Below are 17,226 nucleotides of genomic sequence, written 5' to 3'. Positions count from 1 at the left end.
TCAAGGCCTCATCGCCGGCGGTTCGACACTGTGCTGCCGAGGCGCGGTCATCAGGTACGGGCGGACGCTCTTGACCAGCATCGCCATCTCGTAGCCGAGTACGGCCGCGTCCGCGTCGCGCCCGGCCAGCACGGCCAGGCAGGTGCCGGAACCCGCGGTGGACACGAACAGCAGCGTGGAGTCCAGCTCGACGACGACCTGGCGCACGTCGCCGCCGTCGCCGAAGCGGACGCCCGCACTGCGGCCCAGGGAGTACAGCCCGGAGGCCAGGGCGGCCATGTGGTCGGCACTGTCCGGGTCGAGTCCGTGCACCGACTTGACGAGGCCGTCACAGGAGAGCAGCACCGCGCTTCTGGTGTGCGGTACGCGCTGTACGAGGCCGCTCATCAGCCAGTCGAGATCGGTTGCGTGGCCGGTCGGCGCATCGCTCGCCATGGGGGATCGACTTGTCGTACGAAGGTCTCGGGAGCGGAGGTGGGGTGGGGGTGGGGTGGGGGGCTGCGTGTCTCATCCGGCCGGTGCTCCCGTCGTGCCGGGCGGACTCCATGGGATCCAGCTCCGCGCACTGGGCCTCGGCAAGTCCGATGCCCCGCTGGAACGCCGCCATCAGACCGGGATCGTGTCCCACGGGGAACTCGGACTCCTGCCGGGGCGCGGGGCCGCCGCGCAGTTCGGGCACGAGGTGCTCCTGGGCCCGCCGCCTGGGCAGTTGGGGCCTGCTCATGCTGCCGCGCACCACGCCGTTGCGCGGGGTGGGCGGCGTGACCGTGTTCTCGGCGACGGCCTGCCTGTCGTCGGGCCGGATCCCGGGAACGGCCTCTGCGGGGTTGGCCCTGCTCCCGGCCCCCCGCACGGGAAGGGGTGCGGGACCACCCCCGCCACCACCGTCCACGACGGCGCCCCCACCGGGCACACCGTCCGACCACGATTGCGACTGCGGCTGCGCGTGGGCGGGCGTGGGCACGGGCACGGCGGTCCAGACATCGCCCGCCGGGGTTCCGTGGGCCGGGGTCCCGTGGAGCGGAGTCTCATGGGCCGGGCTCGCGTGGGCCGACACCTCATGGGCCGGGGTCCCGTGGATCGACACCTCATGGGCCGGAGCCGCCTGTGTCGGTGCCTCATGGCCGGGAGACCCATGGACAGGCGACCCATGCGCCCCATGCGCAGGGACACCATGCGCACGTGTGCCCTGCGGCAGGCCCCCCGTCACGGCGGGAGCAGTCTGCGGCACCGCGCCCCGTGCCGGGGAGGAGCCGTTCGCCCCGGCCGGCGCCGGCGCTCCCGGCAGCGCCCCGGTCTGCGCTCCCTCCTCGTCCCCCAGCAACGCCTGCGGCACCACCAGTACGGCCTGTACGCCGCCGTAGATGTTGGTCTGCAGCCGGACGGCGATCCCGTGCCGGCGGGCGAGCTGGGAGACCACGAACAGCCCGATCCGGCCGTCCTGGAGCAGACTCGCCACGTTCACCTGGTCCGGATCGGCGAGCAGCGCGTTCATCTTGTGCTGCTCGGCCAGCGGCATGCCGAGCCCGCGGTCCTCGACCTCGACGGCGAGCCCCGACGTGACCACGTCGGCCCGCAGCAGCACCTGGGTGTGCGGGGCCGAGAACACCGTGGCGTTCTCGACGAGTTCGGCGAGCAGATGGATCACGTCGGCCACGGCGTGCCCGCGTACGGTCCCGCCGATGGGCGGTACGAGCTTGACCCGTGAGTACTGCTCGACCTCCGCGGTCGCGGACCGCAGCACCTCGGTCATGCAGACCGGGTTGCTCCACTGCCGGCGCGAGACGGCACCGCCCAGCACCGCGAGGTTCTCGGCGTGGCGGCGGATGCGGGTGGCGAGGTGATCGACGTGGAAGAGGCCCTTCAGCAGGTCCGGATCCTCGATCTCGTTCTCCAGCTCGTCGAGGATCGAGATCTCGCGGTGGACGAGGGACTGGAGCCGCCGGGCCAGATTGACGAAGACCTCGACCTTCTGCTCGCTGCCCGCGTGGCTGGACAGCTGGGAAGCCTGGACGACCGCGCCGATCGCCCCGTCGTGCGCTGCCGCGAGGTCCTCGGCGAGCAGGTCGAAGTCGTCGGCGTCCGCGGCCGGCCGGCCGCGCGGCCGACGGGCGGGCGGCCCGTCACCGCGGCGCAGTGCCTCGACGAGGCCGAGCAGATCGGCCTGGCCCCGGGCGGTGGTGCGGCGCAGCGTCCCGATGCGGTCGTGCACGGACCGGGCGGCCCGGTCGGCGGCCACGGTGGCGATCACGATGCCCGCGACTGCCACCGCGAGGGCTCCGGAGAGCACGATCCACAGCACGGTGCCGGGTCGCGCGCCGGTCGTGCGGACGGTGAAGAGCACCGCGGCACTCGCGCTGAGGGCCACCGCGAGGGGCGGCAGGATCGCGAGGCGGAGCAGTTGGGGCCGTATGTGGGTCTCGGGCAGCGTGGGGGTGGTGCGGGCGACCGGTCGCCCGTGTCGCCCGCCCTCGCGGCGGTCTGCGCGTGCGGCCGGTGCGCGAAGGTGAGACATCGACGTCCTCGTACTGGTGTGTCGGGGCTGTGGGGGTCCCCCGGTCGAGAGAGCCGAAGAAAATCGGCCCTCCGTCGCTCAGCGGCCACTCACAGTAGTTGCCTCCGCATCATGTGCGGTGGGCAGTTGACGAAGTTCGGCGACCGACGTCCCGCTCTGGTATGAGCGTTCGTACGACAGACCGATAAACCCGTCGAGCATGGGCCCCCGTGTCTCGCTGAACTGATCAGACCTGGTCAGAAGCGGTCAACGAAAAACGGCGAGGGCCGAGGAGCAGTTCGCTCCTCGGCCCTCGCCGACCGCCTTCGGGCAGCCTCAGGTCATCCGGTGGGCACCGATTCCGGGTCGCCGGTGTCCGCCGCCTTGTCACGCGGAGTGTCGCGACCCGCGGTCGCGACATCGGCCTTCGCGACATCGGCCTCCGCGGCGACGGTCTCCTCGGTGGCAACCCCCTCGGCGACCGTCTTCTCGATCGTCGGCCAGCCGCCCTTCGGCACCAGGGCCACGCCCCGCCACCAGGGCTCGGACGGAGCGGTCTCCGCCGTGGGCTCGAAGGGCTCGCCCGGCCGGGGCAGCGCGACCCGGGCACCGACCGCGTGGGCGGCACTGACGGTGCCCTCGCCCGGCTCGGCCCACGGGTGCCCCGCGAGGTTGAACGTGGCCCAGTGGATCGGCATCATCACGCCGGTGGGCCGGTCGCCCTGGAGGTCGAGGTGGGCGCGCATGCCCTCCTCGGGCGTCATGTGGATGTCGGGCCAGAAGTCGCTGTACGCGCCGATCTGGATCATCGTGGCGTCGAAGGGGCCGTACTCGGTGCCGATGTCCTTGAAGCCCTTGAAGTAGCCGGTGTCGCCGCTGTGGTAGATCCGGTGCTCGTCGCCCGCCACCACCCAGGAGGCCCAGAGGGTGTGCTGCGTGTTGCGCAGGCCCCGGCCGCAGAAGTGCCGGGCGGGGGTGGCGGTGAGGGAGATCCCGCCGACCTTCGTCGTCTCGTGCCAGTCCAGCTCGCGCAGCCGGTCCGCCGGGACGCCCCAGTGCTCCAGATGGGCGCCGACGCCGAGGGGCACCGCGAACAGCGTGTCCGTGTCCGCCAGCGCCTTGATCGTGGGCAGATCGAGGTGGTCGTAGTGGTCGTGCGAGATGACGACCACGTCGACCGGGCCGAGGGCCGCCAGCGGCAGGGGCACCGGGTGCAGCCGCTTGGGCCCGGCGAAGGCGAACGGGGAGCACCTCTCGCCCCAGACGGGGTCGAAGAGCACCCGGTGTCCGTCGATCTCCGCGAGCACGCTGGAGTGGCCCATCCACGTCAGCCGCAGCCCCGAGGCGGCGGGCGCGGCGAGGTCGGCGAGGGTCGTGGAGTGCACCGGCACGACGCCCGCCGGAGCCCGCAGGACGCGCTCCTCCTTGCGGAAGTAGGACTTCGCGAACTCGCGCATGGCCCCGTCCGGGCGAGGGGCACCCTCGGGGTTGCGGAACACGCCGTCCGCGTAGTTCGGAGATCTGCGGATGCGCTGCATGCGCTCACCACTCGGATCCACGCCGAACGCGGCGGGGCGCAGAGCACGGAGCCCGGAACTCAGGGAACGGGAGCCGGTCACGGCACCTCCAGTGGGTCGGTCTGAACATCCATTATGGTCGCCGCCTCTGACAGCGCCGGGTCGGGCGCGTGACAGAGCGGTGTCCGTGCCGAGCACGGCGAGGTTCACCCCGTACCCCATCCCTCACACCGAAGATCCGTTCAGCACGTCGACAGACACGGTCGACAGAGACGATTGACAGTTTGCCCCGCACTTTCGATACTGACCGATCATTCAGTAGCGAGGGTGCGGGACCGGCACCGGGACGCTCTGTGCGCCCGGCTTCCAGCCGGTGCAACGTTCCGAAGCCGATGCCTGTTCCCGAGGAGACCCTGTGAACGACCCGGACCGCGCCCCCTTGATGTCGCTCACCTGGACCGACCACGTCACGGGCCGTCAGGGGCACTTGGTCGTGGACCGCCTGGTACGCGGTGTCTCCAGCGGCGGGCTGCGGATGCGGGCGGGGTGCACGCTGGCCGAGGTCGCGGGCCTGGCCCGGGGAATGACCATGAAGGAGGCCCTGCACTACAACCCGGAGGGCCGCTACATCCCGTTGGGCGGCGCCAAGGGAGGCATCGACTGCGATCCCCGGGACCCGGAGGCGTACGGCCTGCTCGTGCGCTATCTGCGCGCCATGCGCCCGTACATCGAGCAGCACTGGACCACCGGGGAGGACCTGGGCCTCACCCAGGATCTCGTCGACCGGGCCGCGACGGAGGCGGGCCTCGTGTCGTCGATCCAGGCGGTGTACCCGCTGCTCGACGACGAGGAGGCGGCCCGCCGGCGGCTGGCGGACGCGTTCGCGGTCGAGGTGGACGGCATCGGTCTGGACGAGCTGGTCGGCGGCTGCGGGGTGGCCGAGTCGGTGCTGGCGGCGCTGGACCGGGCCGGAGTGGCCTACGCGGGTACCCGGGTCGCCGTACAGGGCCTGGGCACGATGGGCGGGGCCACCGCCCGGTTCCTCACACGCGCGGGGCTGCGTGTCGTGGCGGTCGCCGACGTGAAGGGCACCATCGCCAACGCCGGGGGGCTGGACATCGACGCGCTGCTCGCCGCGCGGGACACCTACGGCACGGTCGATCGCTCGGTCCTGCGTCCCGCCGACCGTGAACTGCCCCTGGACGCCTGGTTGTCCGCGGGGGCCGAGGTGCTGGTACCGGCCGCGGTCTCGTACGCCGTCGACACGGTCAACCAGGAGCAGATCACGGCCCGTTGGATCGTAGAGGCGGCCAACATGCCCGTCCTGCCCGAGGCGGAGGAGCTGCTCGCCGCGCGCGGGGTCATCGTCCTGCCGGACGTCGTGGTCAACTCCGGTACCAACGCCTGGTGGTGGTGGACGCTGTTCGGTGACATCGGGGCCGACGCGGAGGAGGCGTTCGCGTACACGCGCCGCTCGATGCGCGCCCTGATCGACCGGACGCTCGCGCGCGCGGAGGCCGACGGTTCGACACCCCGGGCAGCCGCCCACGCCCTCGTCGAGGAACTCCTGCCGGAGATCACGGACAGGTTCGGCTGGTACCGCTGAAGCCTCCGCCCCGCCGGGCCCGCCCCTCGCCCACCCGGCCGAACCGACTTCCGCCCGACCGGACCCAACCCACGACGGACCCCGACCGAACGGACCTGCGGCACCCCGCCGCAACCGGACCCGCCACGACGCCGACTCGACCGGCCCCGCGAGAGCACCCGAGCGACCGGGCCGGGCGGGGCCGGGCCGGGCAGAACGGGGCCGCCGGCGGCTTCCGCACACCCGGACCGACCCGAGCCCCCCCACGCCCGCACCGGCCCAGGTTCCGCGCGGCCGGTAACCGCCCCTCCGGCCGCGGCGTACCCGGTCACGCAATAGGGTTGCCCGGTGGCGAGAGTGCGGTTGGGTGTGGCGGAGCGGCAGCAGGAGCTGCTGCGGGCCGCCATCGGGCAGATCGAGGAGCGGGGCGTGTCCGCGGTGCGGATCGCCGACGTGGCGAACGCGCTCGGTGTGAGCAACGCGCTGGTGCTCTATCACTTCTCCACGAAGGAGAAACTGGTCGCCGCCGCGTTCACGTACGCCGCCGGGGACGATCTCGCCCATCTGCGCAAGTTGCTCGGCCGCCGGACGACGGCCCTGCGGCGGCTGCGGGCCGCCGTGCGCTGGTACGCGCCGACCGGACAGGCCAAGGGCTGGCGGCTGTGGATCGAGGGCTGGGCGGTGTCGCTGCGCGAGCCCGTGCTGCGGGACGTCACCCGCGACCTGGACCGGCAGTGGAAGGCCGCGCTCATCGAGGTCATCGCCGAGGGCGTGGCGGCGGGTGAGTTCCGGTGCCCGGACCCGACCGCCAGCGCGCTGCGGCTGACCGCCCTGCTCGACGGGCTGGCCGTGCAGATGACGGCGTACCCGGGCGCGGTCTCCCGCGCCCGCACCCAGCAGTGGGTGGACGAGGCACTGGCCCGGGAACTGGGGCTCGACCACGCCGGGCCCCAGCCTGCCGGACCCCGGACTACCGGGCCCCGGCCTGCCGAGCCCCAGACTCCGGATGCCTGAGGCAACCATCTCGACGCCGCTCAGCCCTTCGGCCGTTCAACCTTTCACCCCACTCAGGCACCTGAGGCGCCTCAGGCCCTCAGGCCCCCCCCAGACCCCCAGGCCCTCAGGCCCTCAGACCCTCAGGCCACAGCTTCTATCCACGACTTGATGTCGTGGGGAGACAGGCTTCCCTTCGCCTCCACGCGGTCGCCCGAGGACTCCCCGCGCAGCCGTCGGCCGATCCACGGCACCAGGTACTCGCGTGCCCACTGGATGTTGTCCCGCCGCATCTCCATCGTCCCGCGCGGCGGCAGCACCGGCCAGGGCTGGTCCGGGTCGGCCGGCACCTCGAGGCCGAGCACCTGGCCGGCGCGCAGCGCCACCCGGGTGTGCCCCTCGGGCGAGAGATGGAGCCGGTCGCCGTCCCAGGCCCGCCGGTCCTGGATGGTCTTGAGGGACCACAGGTCGAGCACCGGACAGTTGTACCGGTCGGCAATGGCCCGCAGATGCAGGTTGTACGTGGCGATCTTGCCGCGCATGTGCTTGAGAACGGGTACGTCACGGGTGTCGAAGCCGGTGGTCACGAGGACCGTGCCGACGGCCGACGTGAGGTCCGCGACCGCACGCTCGTACCGCTCCGCGACCTCGTCGGGATCGGTGCCCGGCCGGATGATGTCGTTGCCGCCCGCACAGAAGGAGACCAGGTCCGGCGCGAGCTCCCTGGCCCGCCGCAACTGGTGCTCGACGATCTGGTCGAGCAGCTTCCCGCGTACCGCGAGGTTGGTGTAGGTGAAGTCGCCCTCGGGCCGCCGGTCCGCGAGCAGTACCGCGAACCGGTCGGCCCAGCCGACGAACGCCCCGTCCGGGCCCGGGTCGCCGACGCCCTCGGTGAAGCTGTCCCCCACCGCCACGTACGACCCGATCACTGATCTGTTGTCGTCTTTCGAATCGTCTGCCACGTCGGCCCATGATTCACCTTGGGGTGTGACCTACGCGACCGTAGGCAGGGGTTGACGCCCGGTGAGATAAGCCACTCGTCAAGTGTTGGTCAACCCCGGAATAAGGGGCGCGTTCAACGGCGTCGGATCCGGTCAGAGGCGGCAGCTGATTTCGAGGCCGTCCTCCACGGGGAAGGTGACGCTGTGGTACGCGTTGGCCGTGTCGCGCACATGGTCGAGGTAGGGGCCGAGGTCGGGGAGGTCCACGTCGTCGGCGACCACCAGGGTGCCGGGCGCGATGTGCGGCTCAAGGAGCCGCAGGACGGGCAGGCAGAGGTCCTTCCAGCCGTCCAGGAACAGGAAGCCGACCGGCTGCGTCAGTGCGGCGAGCGTCTGGAGGGCATCCCCCTCCAGCACGGTGATCACGTCGTCGAGACCGGTGGCGGCAAAGGTGTCGCGGGCCGACGCCGCCTTGGTCCGGCTCATCTCCGTGGTGACGACCCGGCCGGTGCCGTTGTCGCGGACGGCGGCGGCCAGGTGAAGCGTGGAGATGCCGTACGAGGTGCCGAACTCGACGACGGTGGCCGGTTTCGTGGCGCGGACGAGGTTGTAGAGGAGTCTGCCGCCGTCGGCGGAGACCGGCATGTAGACGTCCTGCGCCGCGTCGGCGAGTTCCTGCGCGGTCAGCGCCCCCCGGTCGTGGGGCAGGTCGCCCCTCACAAGCGACACGGTCTCCTCGTCGCGGGCGGCGGCTTCGAACATGCGGGTCAGAGCGGCGGAGACACGTGGTTCCGCCAGGGTGTACGGAGGGGTGGGCACGGCATTGGCTCCTTCGGACGGTGCTGTTACGAGAGGTCGGGCCGGGTAGGTGGGTGCTGGTCGGGTCGTGGCGTGTGGACGCCTGCGGCCGTCAGGCCGTGTACGCGCCCGCGTCGATGTCCGCGAGCAGGGACGGCCCGGTGGGCTCCCAGGACAGAAGCCGCCTGCTCGCGTCGCTGGACGCGGTCATGGTGGAGGCGAAGAAGGAGCCGACGAAGCCGAAGTGGGGTCCGGCGTCCCGCGGGGCGACGGAGGCGACCGGCAGGCCGAGGCTGCGGCCGATCGCCTCGGCGATCGCCTTGGTGGTGACGGCCTCCTCGGCGACGGCGTGCAGGCGCGTCCCCGCGGGCGCCTTCTCCATGCCCAGGCGGACGAGCTGGGCCGCGTCGTCGCGGTGCACCGCCGACCAGGCGGCGGAGCCGTCGCCGACGTAACCGGAGACTCCCTTGTCGCGGGCCGCCTGGGTGAGGAAGTTGACGAACCCCCAGTCGCCGTGGCCGTGGACGCTCGGTGCGAACCTCGTGATCACGGTCCGCACGTCCCGGGCCACGTAGTCCAGGGCGAGGTTCTCGCTGCCGCCCCGGTTGGAGTCCGGGCCGACGGCCGGCGAGACGTCGTCCTCGGTGGCGGGCCGCCCTTCGACGAGGCCGGAGAAGGGCGCGGCGACCACGAACGGGCGGCCGGTCCCGCTGAGGACGCCACCGAGGGCCCGGATCGCGGCACGTTCGGAACGGTCGGACTCGGCGGGGTTGCCCCAGTCGTGCTTGTTGGCCAGGTGAATGACCGCGTCCGCCTGGTCGGCGCCTCGCCGCAGCGAGCCGAGATCGTCCAGGTCGCCGCGGACGACGCCGACCCCCTTGGCCGCGAGGGCCCGCTCGGCCCGGTCGGACCGGGCCAGGCCGATGACCTGATGGCCCGCGGAGACGAGTTCGTCGACCACGGCGGAGCCGATCCAGCCGGTCGCTCCGGTGACGAATGCACGCATGGACGTGACCTCCTTCGCCCCCGAAAGGGCAGATGAAAGTGCGGGGCAGATGACAGTGCGGGACAGGGCCGGGTACTCATTTCCGAGTCACCGTGCACCGTAAAGGTAACACATACGAGACACTGTGCCTCGTATAGAGTTGCGGCATGGTGGATGGAAGTGGCCGCGGACGGCCCCGCAGTGAGAGCGCACGGGCCGCCGTGCTGCACGCCGTCGACGACCTTCTGGTGGAAGTGGGATACGCGGCCCTGACCATGAAGGGCATCGCCGAGCGGGCGGGCGTGGGCCGGCAGACCGTGTACCGCTGGTGGTCGAACAAGGCGGAGGTCCTCTACGAGGCCAGCGCCATCGACGCCCGGGAGGAACTGTCCGTGCCCCGCAGCGGCGATCCCCGCAAGGACCTCAAGGCCTATCTCGACGCCCTGGTGGGCTTCCTGGCCCACTCCCACGCGGGCGCGGCCTACCGCGCCCTGATGGGGGAAGCCCAGCACGACGCGGAGGTCGCCGCGCTGCTGGCCTCCCGGGACATCCTCGGAGAGAGCGCCGCGGAGGTCGTGGAGGCGGTGCGGCAGCCGAGCGACACTCCCCTCTCGCTCGAACAGGCGACCGCGCTCCTGATCGGCCCGCCCTTCTTCCACCTCCTGACCGGGCGCAGCGCGGACGACCTCGACACCGAACAGCTCACAGAGCAGTTCGTACGCGCCCTGAACCCTCCCGGGACCTGAACCCTCCCGGGCCCGGACATGCCGAAGGCCGGACCCCGGGGATCACAGGGTCCGGCCTTCGGAGATCTACGTGGGTCGACGCCCGTGGGCGTCGGCCTGCGTCAGACGGAGACGCCCTTGGCGCGCAGGTACGCCAGCGGGTCCACGTCCGAGCCGTAGTCCGGGGTGGTGCGGATCTCGAAGTGCAGGTGCGGGCCGGTGACGTTGCCCGTGGCACCCGAGAGGCCGACCTGCTGTCCGCCCGTCACGGTCTGGCCGGCCGAGACGGAGAGGGAGGACAGGTGGGCGTACTGGGCGTAGTGGCCGTCGGCGAGCCGGATGACGACCTGGTTGCCGTACGCGCCGCCCCATCCGGCGGAGACGACCGTGCCGGCGCCGACGGACTTGAGCGCGGTGCCGGTGGGCACCACGAAGTCGACACCGGTGTGGTACCCGCTGGACCACATGCTGCCGGACATCTCGTACGAGGTGCCGATGGACGCCCCCGAGACCGGCAGCGAGAAGCCGGTGGCCGTCGAGGTGTCCGCGGCCTTGGACGCCGTGGTCGACTTCTTGGCGGCGGCCGGCTTCTCGGCCTTGGCGGAGCCGGAGTCGGAGCTCTGGGTGGCCGGCGCCTTGCCGCCGAGGGCGAGCTTGAGGCCCGGGTGGATGAGCGACGGGTCGCCGCCGATGGACGAGCGGTTGTCCGCGTACAGCTTCTTCCAGCCGCCGCTGACGTCCTGCGTGTCGGCGATCTTCGACAGGGAGTCGCCGGAACGCACGGCGTACGTCCTGGTCGCGACCTTCTTCGCGTCCGCCTTCGCGGCGGCCTGCTTGCCGGCGGTGGGAGCGGCAGCGGCGGACTTGTTCGCGACGGTCGAGACGTTCGCGGCGCTCGCCACGGAGTCGGCGGCGGTCTGCGGGGTCGCGGCGTGCGCTCCGGCGGCACCGAGCAGCGGGATGGCGAGGGCCGCGCCCCCGGTTCCGGCCACGGCTATGGAGCGCGAGAAACGCGGGGACTTGGGACGGCGGTGCTTACCCTTCGCGGGCATGACGAATTCCTCTCCGGCGCCTGCGAGGTGAGCTGTCGGGTGCGAGCTGGAGATGCCCGGCCGCGCTTTCGCGCGACTTAACCCCAAGCCGTTCCGGAGACCGGAACAGGCGTCTTACCTGTGGGTCCCCCGCTCCTGCCACATACGGGTGAGTGCGGTTTCCGGGCGGCGGCAGGATTGGGCGTCCGTCCGGATTGGAGGTGAACGTAAGCGACATGAAGAGGCGTAAACAAGCTTGAGGGTTTGGTGTGCGTCCCGTTTTCTTGATCCTCGATCAACACACCGGTCACCCAGGGTGAATACCGGCTGTCCCCATTCGATAAAACGCTGGAAACAAAGCGGACTTACGTGAGCATGGCGACAGCGGAACGTCACGGATATGACGCTGCTCACCCAGGACCTCCTCAGGAGCCTTCACTCCGGGGCGAGTTGGAATGAAGGCTCCATTACCGACAGAACAGTCAGATGCGACGCAGCCGGACAACCGCCGCATCGAGGTCGCCGCGCAATCCCGTCCGCAGCCCGTGGTGCAACAGCACCGCACCTCGGTGGACTTCGCCCGTTTCGGGGCATTCGTACTCCGCCGACGGATCCAGGCCCCGCAGCCTCAGCGGTGCGACCGGCTCGCCGTAGTGCTGGGCCTGGAGCCAGGCGAGGACGACGACCTCGCCGTCCCGGACGTACTGGACGGCACTCAGTCCGCCCTCCGGCGCCCGCAGCCGATGAAGCTCACCGCGCTGCACGACGGGCCTGATCTCCTTGTAGAGCTCCACCCAGGTCCGCGCCTCGGCCAGCTCCTCCTCGGTCCAGCGGGTGAGGTCGCCGCCGACGCCGAGCACCCCGGCCATCGCACTCACGAACCGGAAGCGCAGCGAGCTGACACGTCCGTTGAGCTGCGTGTTCGGGCTGTCGGTGACCCAGGCGGCCATGGCTCGCGCGGGATGCACCTGGCTGAAGCCGTGCTGGATGGCGAGCCGGTCGAGCGGGTCGGTGTTGTCCGAGGTCCACACCTGGTCCGTACGCGCCATGATGCCGAGGTCGATCCGGCCGCCGCCGCCCGAGCAGGACTCGAAGGCGACGGTCGGGTGGGCCGCCCGCAGCCGGTCCAACAGCTTGTACAGGGCGTGCACATGGTCCACCCACAGCCGCTGCGGGTACGCCTCGCCGGGCCAGCCCGCATCGGTGAAGGCGCGGTTGAAGTCCCACTTCACGTAGTCGATCGGCGCGCTGGAGAGCAGCGCGTCGAGCTGTTCCCACAGGTACTCCTGGACGTCCTCGCGGGCGAGGTTCAGCACGAGCTGATTGCGTAGTTCCGTCCGCTTCCGTCCCGACTGGAACTGCACCCAGTCCGGGTGTGCGCGGTACAGCTCGCTGTCCGGGTTGACCATCTCGGGCTCGACCCAGATGCCGAACCGCATCCCGAGCCCGTGCACGTAGTCGCCGAGCGGCTTGAGGCCCCCCGGGAAGCGGTCCCGGTTGACCGTCCAGTCACCGAGCCCCGCCCGGTCGCTGGTGCGGGCCCCGAACCAGCCGTCGTCGACCACGAAGAGTTCGACACCGGCCTCGGCGGCCCGGCGGGCGAGCGCCCGCTGCTGCTCCTCGGAGATGTCGAACTCCGTGGCCTCCCAGGAGTTGAAGAGCACGGGCCGGTCCCGCTCCGCGTCCGGGATCACGTACGCGCGCTGGTACGCGTGCCAGGCGCGGCTCGCCCCGCCGAAGCCGCCGTCGCTCCACAGCCCCGCGAAGACCGGCGTGACGAAGGTCTCCCCCGGCTCCAGCCGCAGCAGGCCCGAGTCGTCGTACCCGGCCCCGCCGGTGATCTGCACGCGCGCGTCGGGCAGCTGGGCCACCGCGATCCGCCAGGACCCCGACCAGGCGAGGGCACAGCCGTAGACCTCGCCCAGCTCCTCGGTCGCCGTGCCGTCCGCGTCCAGGGCGACCCACGGCAGATGCTGGTGCCCGGTGTGCCCGCGCCGACTGCCGATGATCTTCTCGCCGTACGTCAGCTCGGAGCGCACCAGCCGGGACTCGGCCGCCCACCGTCCGTGCAGCTGGGACAGCCGCCAGCCGTCGCGGCGCGGCAGCGTCCAGGTCGCGGAGTCGGCGCGCAGGACCTCAAGGGCGGGTCCTTCGTTGGCGAGGGTCACCCATCGCTCGACGACGTCGGTGCCCGCCCGCATCCGGTAGTGCAGGGTGATGCCGAGCCCGGAGTCGGAGAACCGCAGCCGCAGCTCGTCGCCGGAGGCCTCGCCCACCCCGTCGGTCTCGTACCCCTCGAAGCGCCATTCGGTGCCGCGCCGGTCCGGTGTGCGCACGGACAGGGCGGGCCGTACGAAGCGGGGGCCGCCCTCGACCGGGTACTCCTCGTGGCCGTCGAGGGTGGCCTCGAACGCCCAGTACTCGGGACCCGGGCCCGCGGCGAGCGCCTCGGCGTCGGCGAGCGCGATCCTCGGGCCCCAGTGCAGATGCACCAGCTCGTCCTCGTCACCGAGCCGCAGGCCGTAGCTGCTCGTGGGCCCCGAAAGAAGCCACGTACGGCCGTCTGCGCCGATCTCTACCATCAAGCCCTCACATATTCGAACAGGCACGCTCAAGCCCCAACATCATCAGGGCCGACCTGCCCTTCGGGCAACGCCTGTGGACAACTCATTGGCCCACGAACCGATGTCGTATCGTCGGATACGCACCTCGCCGACGAGCCGCGTCGGCGGCCGAGGGAGGAGCCCCCGTGACGCAGCAGGTCCCGTCGACCGAGCCCGAGCTGGCCGGTGTACGCAACTTCCGCGACGTGGGCGGCCTGCCGACGGTGGACGGCCGGCGAGTGGCGTACGGACGGCTGTTCCGCAGCGGCCACCTCGCACACGCGACGCCGTCGGACGCCGCGTTCCTCGCCTCGCTGGGTCTGCACACGATCTTCGACTTCCGCAATGCCGCGGACCAGCGGCTGGAGGGCGCCGACGTCGAGCTGCCCGGGGTGCGCAATGTGAACCTGCCGCTGTCGGACCCCGCCGACGGCGCCGAGTTCTGGAAGATGGTCCGCGACGGGAACGTGGACGAGCTGCGTGCGCTGCTCGCGGACGGCCAGGCGGCGAACCGCATGATCATGTCCTACCGCACGATCGTCAAGGAGCGCACGGCCGAGCACCGGCAGGTACTGCACGCGCTGGCCGAGGACAGCGTTCCGGCCCTGATGCACTGCGCGGCGGGCAAGGACCGGGCGGGCCTCTCCGTCGCCGTGACACTTCTCGCCGTGGGCGTCGAGCGCGAGGCGATCGTGGCGGACTACCTGGAGTCGAACGCGGCGCACCGCCGCTACAAGGTCCACCGCAGCAGCACCGCCGCCTCCGCCTACACCCCCGAGGTGATGGAGCTGCTCAGCCCGCTCTTCGACGCACGCGCCGAGTATCTGGCGGCGGCGTTCGACACGATCGAGGAGACCTGGGGCGGGGTCGACGCGTATCTGGAACAGGGCCTCGGCGTGACGCCCGCGATACGGGAGCGGCTGCGTCAGCGGTTCCTCGACTGACCGGTCCCGCCGCCCCCGGACCGCCTACTGGTTCCGGGCGCCCAGCGTGAACAGCAGGTAGATGAAGGCGGCGAAGACGTGCCCGACCGCCACGTAGATGATGAGCCGTACCCACAGCGCGCGCGGGAACTTCTCCTCGATGTCCTTCATGAGGATTCTCCTGGGATGGTCGTCGGCCCGAGGCACAGCGCGGCCGTCGGACTCTGCAGCAGGGTGTGTACGAAGAGGAGCTCGGCCCCGTCCCGGCCCGCGGCGGCGATCCGGTGCGGGGTCAACGAGTCGAAGTGGGCGCTGTCGCCGGGTTCGAGGACATGTGCGGTGTCCCCGAGGCGCAGCCGCAGCCGTCCCTGGAGGACGTACAGCCACTCCTCTCCGGGGTGGACCCGCACGATGTCGCCCTGCGCTCCGTAGGGGACGTGCACCCGCAGGGACTGCATGCCGCGTCCGGCGGCGCCCGCCTGCCAGTAGGTCCAGCCGCCGGCCCGGGTCGGCTCCATGTCGGCCGAGCGCACGACGGCGTCCCGCTCGGTGACCGTCTCGCCGAGCAGGTCGGAGACGGTGGTGCCGTAGATGCGGGCCAGGGCGAGCAGCATGGGCAGGGAGGGCTGGCGCCGGCCGGTCTCCAGCCGGGAGAGGTGGGCGGGCGAGAGCCCCGCCGCGGCGGCCGCGGACTCCAGGGTGAGGGCCGCGCGGTGGCGGAGGGCGCGTAGCTGGGGGGCGACGGTGGGGGGCGGCTCCTCCGCCGACGGCGGGTCGGAGGGGTGCGTACCCTTGGCAGGGTTCATGTGTCCATTGAGCCGGAGACTTGCCTCGCAGGCAAATAAGTTGCCTTAGAGGCAAAATCCCGGGGGCGCGGGGAACGGCGCAGTCTTTCAGCCCCTTCAGAGGCGCGGGGAAGTACGCGAACGACCCCGCCGGCGCGCGGCGAAGGCGTACGGCAGGCCCGCGGGGCTACCGGTTCGCGACCGCCTGTTTCACCAGCGTCCTGCCGAAGTCCCACATCAGCCCGCCCCCGCTGTGCGCGTCGTCCATCACGGCGGTGAACGCGTCCACGAACCGGTCCACGTCCCGCTCCCCGATCACCAGCGGCGGAATCAGCTTGATCACCTCCAGGTGGTCGCCTGAGACCTGGGTCAGGATCCGGTGCCGCTGCAGCAGCGGTACGACCACCATCTGCGCGAACAGCCCCTTGCGCGCCGCCTGCAGCATCGTCCACCGGCTGCGCAGCTTCAGCGACGTGGGGCGGCCGAACTCGATGCCGATCATCAGCCCCCGGCCGCGTACGTCGCTCAGCAGCTCGTACCGGTCGACGAGCGCCGTGAGCCGGGACTTGAGCAGCTCCCCCATGGCGCGGGCGTTCGCCACGATCTGCTCGTTCTCCATGACCGACAGGACGGCGAGACCGGCCGCCATGGCCTGCGCGTTGGATCCGAAGCTCGCGGAGTGCACGAGGACCCGGTCCATGGACGAGTAGACCTTCTTGAAGATCCAGTCCTTGCCGAGGGTGGCGCTGACGGGCACGTAGCCGCCCGACAGCGCCTTGGCCACGCAGACCAGGTCCGGTTCGACCCCGTCCTCGTGCTGGTGGGCGTAGAAGTCGCCGGTCCGGCCGAGCCCGGTCTGCACCTCGTCCGCGATGAGCAGCGCCTTGTGCTTGTGCAGCAGCTCCTGGGCGTCGCGCAGATAGCCGGGCGGCGACTCGTGCACGCCCTTGCCCTGGATCGGCTCGACGATCAGCGCGGCGACGTCGCCCTTCTTGAGCTCGGCCGCCAGGGCGTCGAGGTCGCCGAGCGGGACCGCCGTGTCGGGCAGCAGCGGGGCGAAGCCGTCCCGGAAGCCGTCCTCGCCGTTGACGGACAGGGACCCGGTGGTCAGACCGTGGAAGGCGTGCGCGCAGTACAGGACGCGCGGCCTGCCGGTGGCGTAGCGGGCGAACTTCAGCGCGGTCTCGACGGCCTCCGTTCCGCTGTTGCCGAAGAACACCCGGTCCAGGTGCGGGCTGTGCGTCAGCAGTTGCTCCGCCAGCAGTCCGGGCAGCGGCTGGCAGTCGAAGCGGGTGAGGTCGGCGAGCTGCGCGTCGAGGACGTCGTGCAGTGCCTTGCGGACGACGGGGTGGTGGCGGCCGAGGCCCATCACCCCGAACCCGGCGAGCATGTCCAGGTAGTCGTTGTCGTCCGCGTCCCAGAAGTGGGCGCCCTCGGCCCGCTCGTAGACCTTGTCGAAGCCGATGGTGCGCAGCATGCGCGGCAGTTGGTGGTTCAGGTACTTGGCGTGCAGCTCGTAGCGCTCGGCTCCGCGCCCGGCGAGGAGAGTGCCGAGGTCGAACTCCTGGGACTTGCTGGTGGTCATTCCGGCTTCTCCTTGGACACGCGCGTCTTTGCGGCCGGCCTGTCGGCGGCACCCTGCTCCCCGGTCCCCCGCTCCCCGTCGGCCTCATCCTGCCGGTCGATCCGCCGGCCGGGAGCCTCCGCCGCGCCCACGGATGCGGCCTCCCCCGCCCTGGCGGTGCGCCGCCCGTCGCCCGGTGCCCGCCGCGCGCGTTTCGCCGCGGCCCGCCCGCCGGAGGTCCGCGCCGCTTCCGCGACAGCGCGCCGGCCGGACCGGCCGTCG

At 71.6% G+C, this 17,226-nt stretch carries 15 protein-coding genes and 1 riboswitch; of the genes, 4 read left to right on the top strand and 11 right to left on the bottom strand.

The genetic code is table 11. The annotated features are described in order from the left end of the window. The 3 genes from K3769_RS34240 to K3769_RS34230 form a co-directional block, all read right to left on the bottom strand. Complete coding sequence (locus tag K3769_RS34240; protein ID WP_267030118.1) at window positions 1-435, bottom strand: roadblock/LC7 domain-containing protein; 435 nt, start codon at window positions 433-435, stop codon at window positions 1-3. Beyond that, window positions 329-2,515 (bottom strand): ATP-binding protein, encoded by a 2,187-nt coding sequence (locus K3769_RS34235; protein ID WP_267030117.1) that lies wholly within the window; start codon window positions 2,513-2,515, stop codon window positions 329-331. Before K3769_RS34235 ends, K3769_RS34240 begins: the two co-directional genes overlap by 107 nt. A 320-nt stretch (window positions 2,516-2,835) precedes the next feature. Beyond that, the gene (locus tag K3769_RS34230) at window positions 2,836-4,113 is read right to left on the bottom strand and encodes an MBL fold metallo-hydrolase (RefSeq protein WP_267030116.1); all 1,278 of its coding nucleotides are present in this window, start codon (window positions 4,111-4,113) and stop codon (window positions 2,836-2,838) included. Between the two features lie 340 nt (window positions 4,114-4,453). Between K3769_RS34230 and K3769_RS34225 the strand changes: the two genes are divergently transcribed. Next, on the top strand, window positions 4,454-5,617 hold the full coding sequence (locus K3769_RS34225) for a Glu/Leu/Phe/Val dehydrogenase dimerization domain-containing protein (RefSeq protein WP_267031661.1): 1,164 nt from the start codon (window positions 4,454-4,456) through the stop codon (window positions 5,615-5,617). Between the two features lie 327 nt (window positions 5,618-5,944). After that, entirely contained in the window at window positions 5,945-6,610 is a 666-nt protein-coding gene (locus K3769_RS34220; protein ID WP_267030115.1) for a TetR/AcrR family transcriptional regulator, read from the top strand. Between the two features lie 122 nt (window positions 6,611-6,732). Here K3769_RS34220 and K3769_RS34215 read toward each other — a convergent pair whose 3' ends face one another. From K3769_RS34215 to K3769_RS34205, 3 genes are all read right to left on the bottom strand, one after another. Next, window positions 6,733-7,518 (bottom strand): SGNH/GDSL hydrolase family protein, encoded by a 786-nt coding sequence (locus K3769_RS34215; protein WP_267031660.1) that lies wholly within the window; start codon window positions 7,516-7,518, stop codon window positions 6,733-6,735. A 165-nt stretch (window positions 7,519-7,683) separates the two neighbouring features. After that, on the bottom strand, window positions 7,684-8,349 hold the full coding sequence (locus K3769_RS34210) for an O-methyltransferase (protein WP_267030114.1): 666 nt from the start codon (window positions 8,347-8,349) through the stop codon (window positions 7,684-7,686). A 91-nt stretch (window positions 8,350-8,440) separates the two neighbouring features. Next, complete coding sequence (locus K3769_RS34205) at window positions 8,441-9,334, bottom strand: SDR family oxidoreductase (protein WP_267030113.1); 894 nt, start codon at window positions 9,332-9,334, stop codon at window positions 8,441-8,443. Window positions 9,335-9,480: 146 nt separating this feature from the next. Between K3769_RS34205 and K3769_RS34200 the strand changes: the two genes are divergently transcribed. Beyond that, entirely contained in the window at window positions 9,481-10,059 is a 579-nt protein-coding gene (locus K3769_RS34200; RefSeq protein WP_267030112.1) for a TetR/AcrR family transcriptional regulator, read from the top strand. Window positions 10,060-10,160: 101 nt separating this feature from the next. On the opposite strand, the gene K3769_RS34195 is transcribed toward K3769_RS34200, so the two are convergent. Together K3769_RS34195 and K3769_RS34190 are read right to left on the bottom strand one after the other, a co-directional pair. Next, window positions 10,161-11,090, bottom strand: a complete 930-nt coding sequence (locus tag K3769_RS34195; RefSeq protein ID WP_267030111.1) for a M23 family metallopeptidase — start codon at window positions 11,088-11,090, stop codon at window positions 10,161-10,163. Window positions 11,091-11,092: 2 nt separating this feature from the next. After that, window positions 11,093-11,257, bottom strand: a riboswitch (cyclic di-AMP (ydaO/yuaA leader). 294 nt (window positions 11,258-11,551) lie between these two features. Next, on the bottom strand, window positions 11,552-13,651 hold the full coding sequence (locus K3769_RS34190) for an alpha-galactosidase (RefSeq protein WP_267031659.1): 2,100 nt from the start codon (window positions 13,649-13,651) through the stop codon (window positions 11,552-11,554). Window positions 13,652-13,818: 167 nt separating this feature from the next. On the opposite strand from K3769_RS34190, the gene K3769_RS34185 reads away from it, so the two are divergent. Further along, the gene (locus tag K3769_RS34185) at window positions 13,819-14,616 is read left to right on the top strand and encodes a tyrosine-protein phosphatase (RefSeq protein ID WP_267030110.1); all 798 of its coding nucleotides are present in this window, start codon (window positions 13,819-13,821) and stop codon (window positions 14,614-14,616) included. A gap of 24 nt (window positions 14,617-14,640) precedes the next feature. Here K3769_RS34185 and K3769_RS34180 read toward each other — a convergent pair whose 3' ends face one another. The 3 genes from K3769_RS34180 to K3769_RS34170 form a co-directional block, all read right to left on the bottom strand. Next, window positions 14,641-14,766 (bottom strand): DUF6126 family protein, encoded by a 126-nt coding sequence (locus K3769_RS34180; protein ID WP_267030109.1) that lies wholly within the window; start codon window positions 14,764-14,766, stop codon window positions 14,641-14,643. Then, entirely contained in the window at window positions 14,763-15,401 is a 639-nt protein-coding gene (locus tag K3769_RS34175; RefSeq protein ID WP_267030108.1) for a helix-turn-helix domain-containing protein, read from the bottom strand. The genes K3769_RS34180 and K3769_RS34175 overlap by 4 nt, the downstream gene beginning before the upstream one ends. Before the next feature lie 166 nt (window positions 15,402-15,567). Continuing rightward, a complete protein-coding gene (locus K3769_RS34170) occupies window positions 15,568-16,965 on the bottom strand; it encodes an aspartate aminotransferase family protein (protein WP_267030107.1) in 1,398 nt (465 codons plus the stop codon). Between the last annotated feature and the right edge of the window lie 261 nt (window positions 16,966-17,226).

The sequence above is a fragment of the Streptomyces ortus genome, assembly GCF_026341275.1.
In the GTDB taxonomy this organism is placed as follows: Bacteria; Actinomycetota; Actinomycetes; order Streptomycetales; family Streptomycetaceae; genus Streptomyces; species Streptomyces ortus.
The sequence above is the reverse complement of the archived record's forward strand: the minus strand, read 5'-3'. Positions and strand labels throughout refer to the sequence as shown.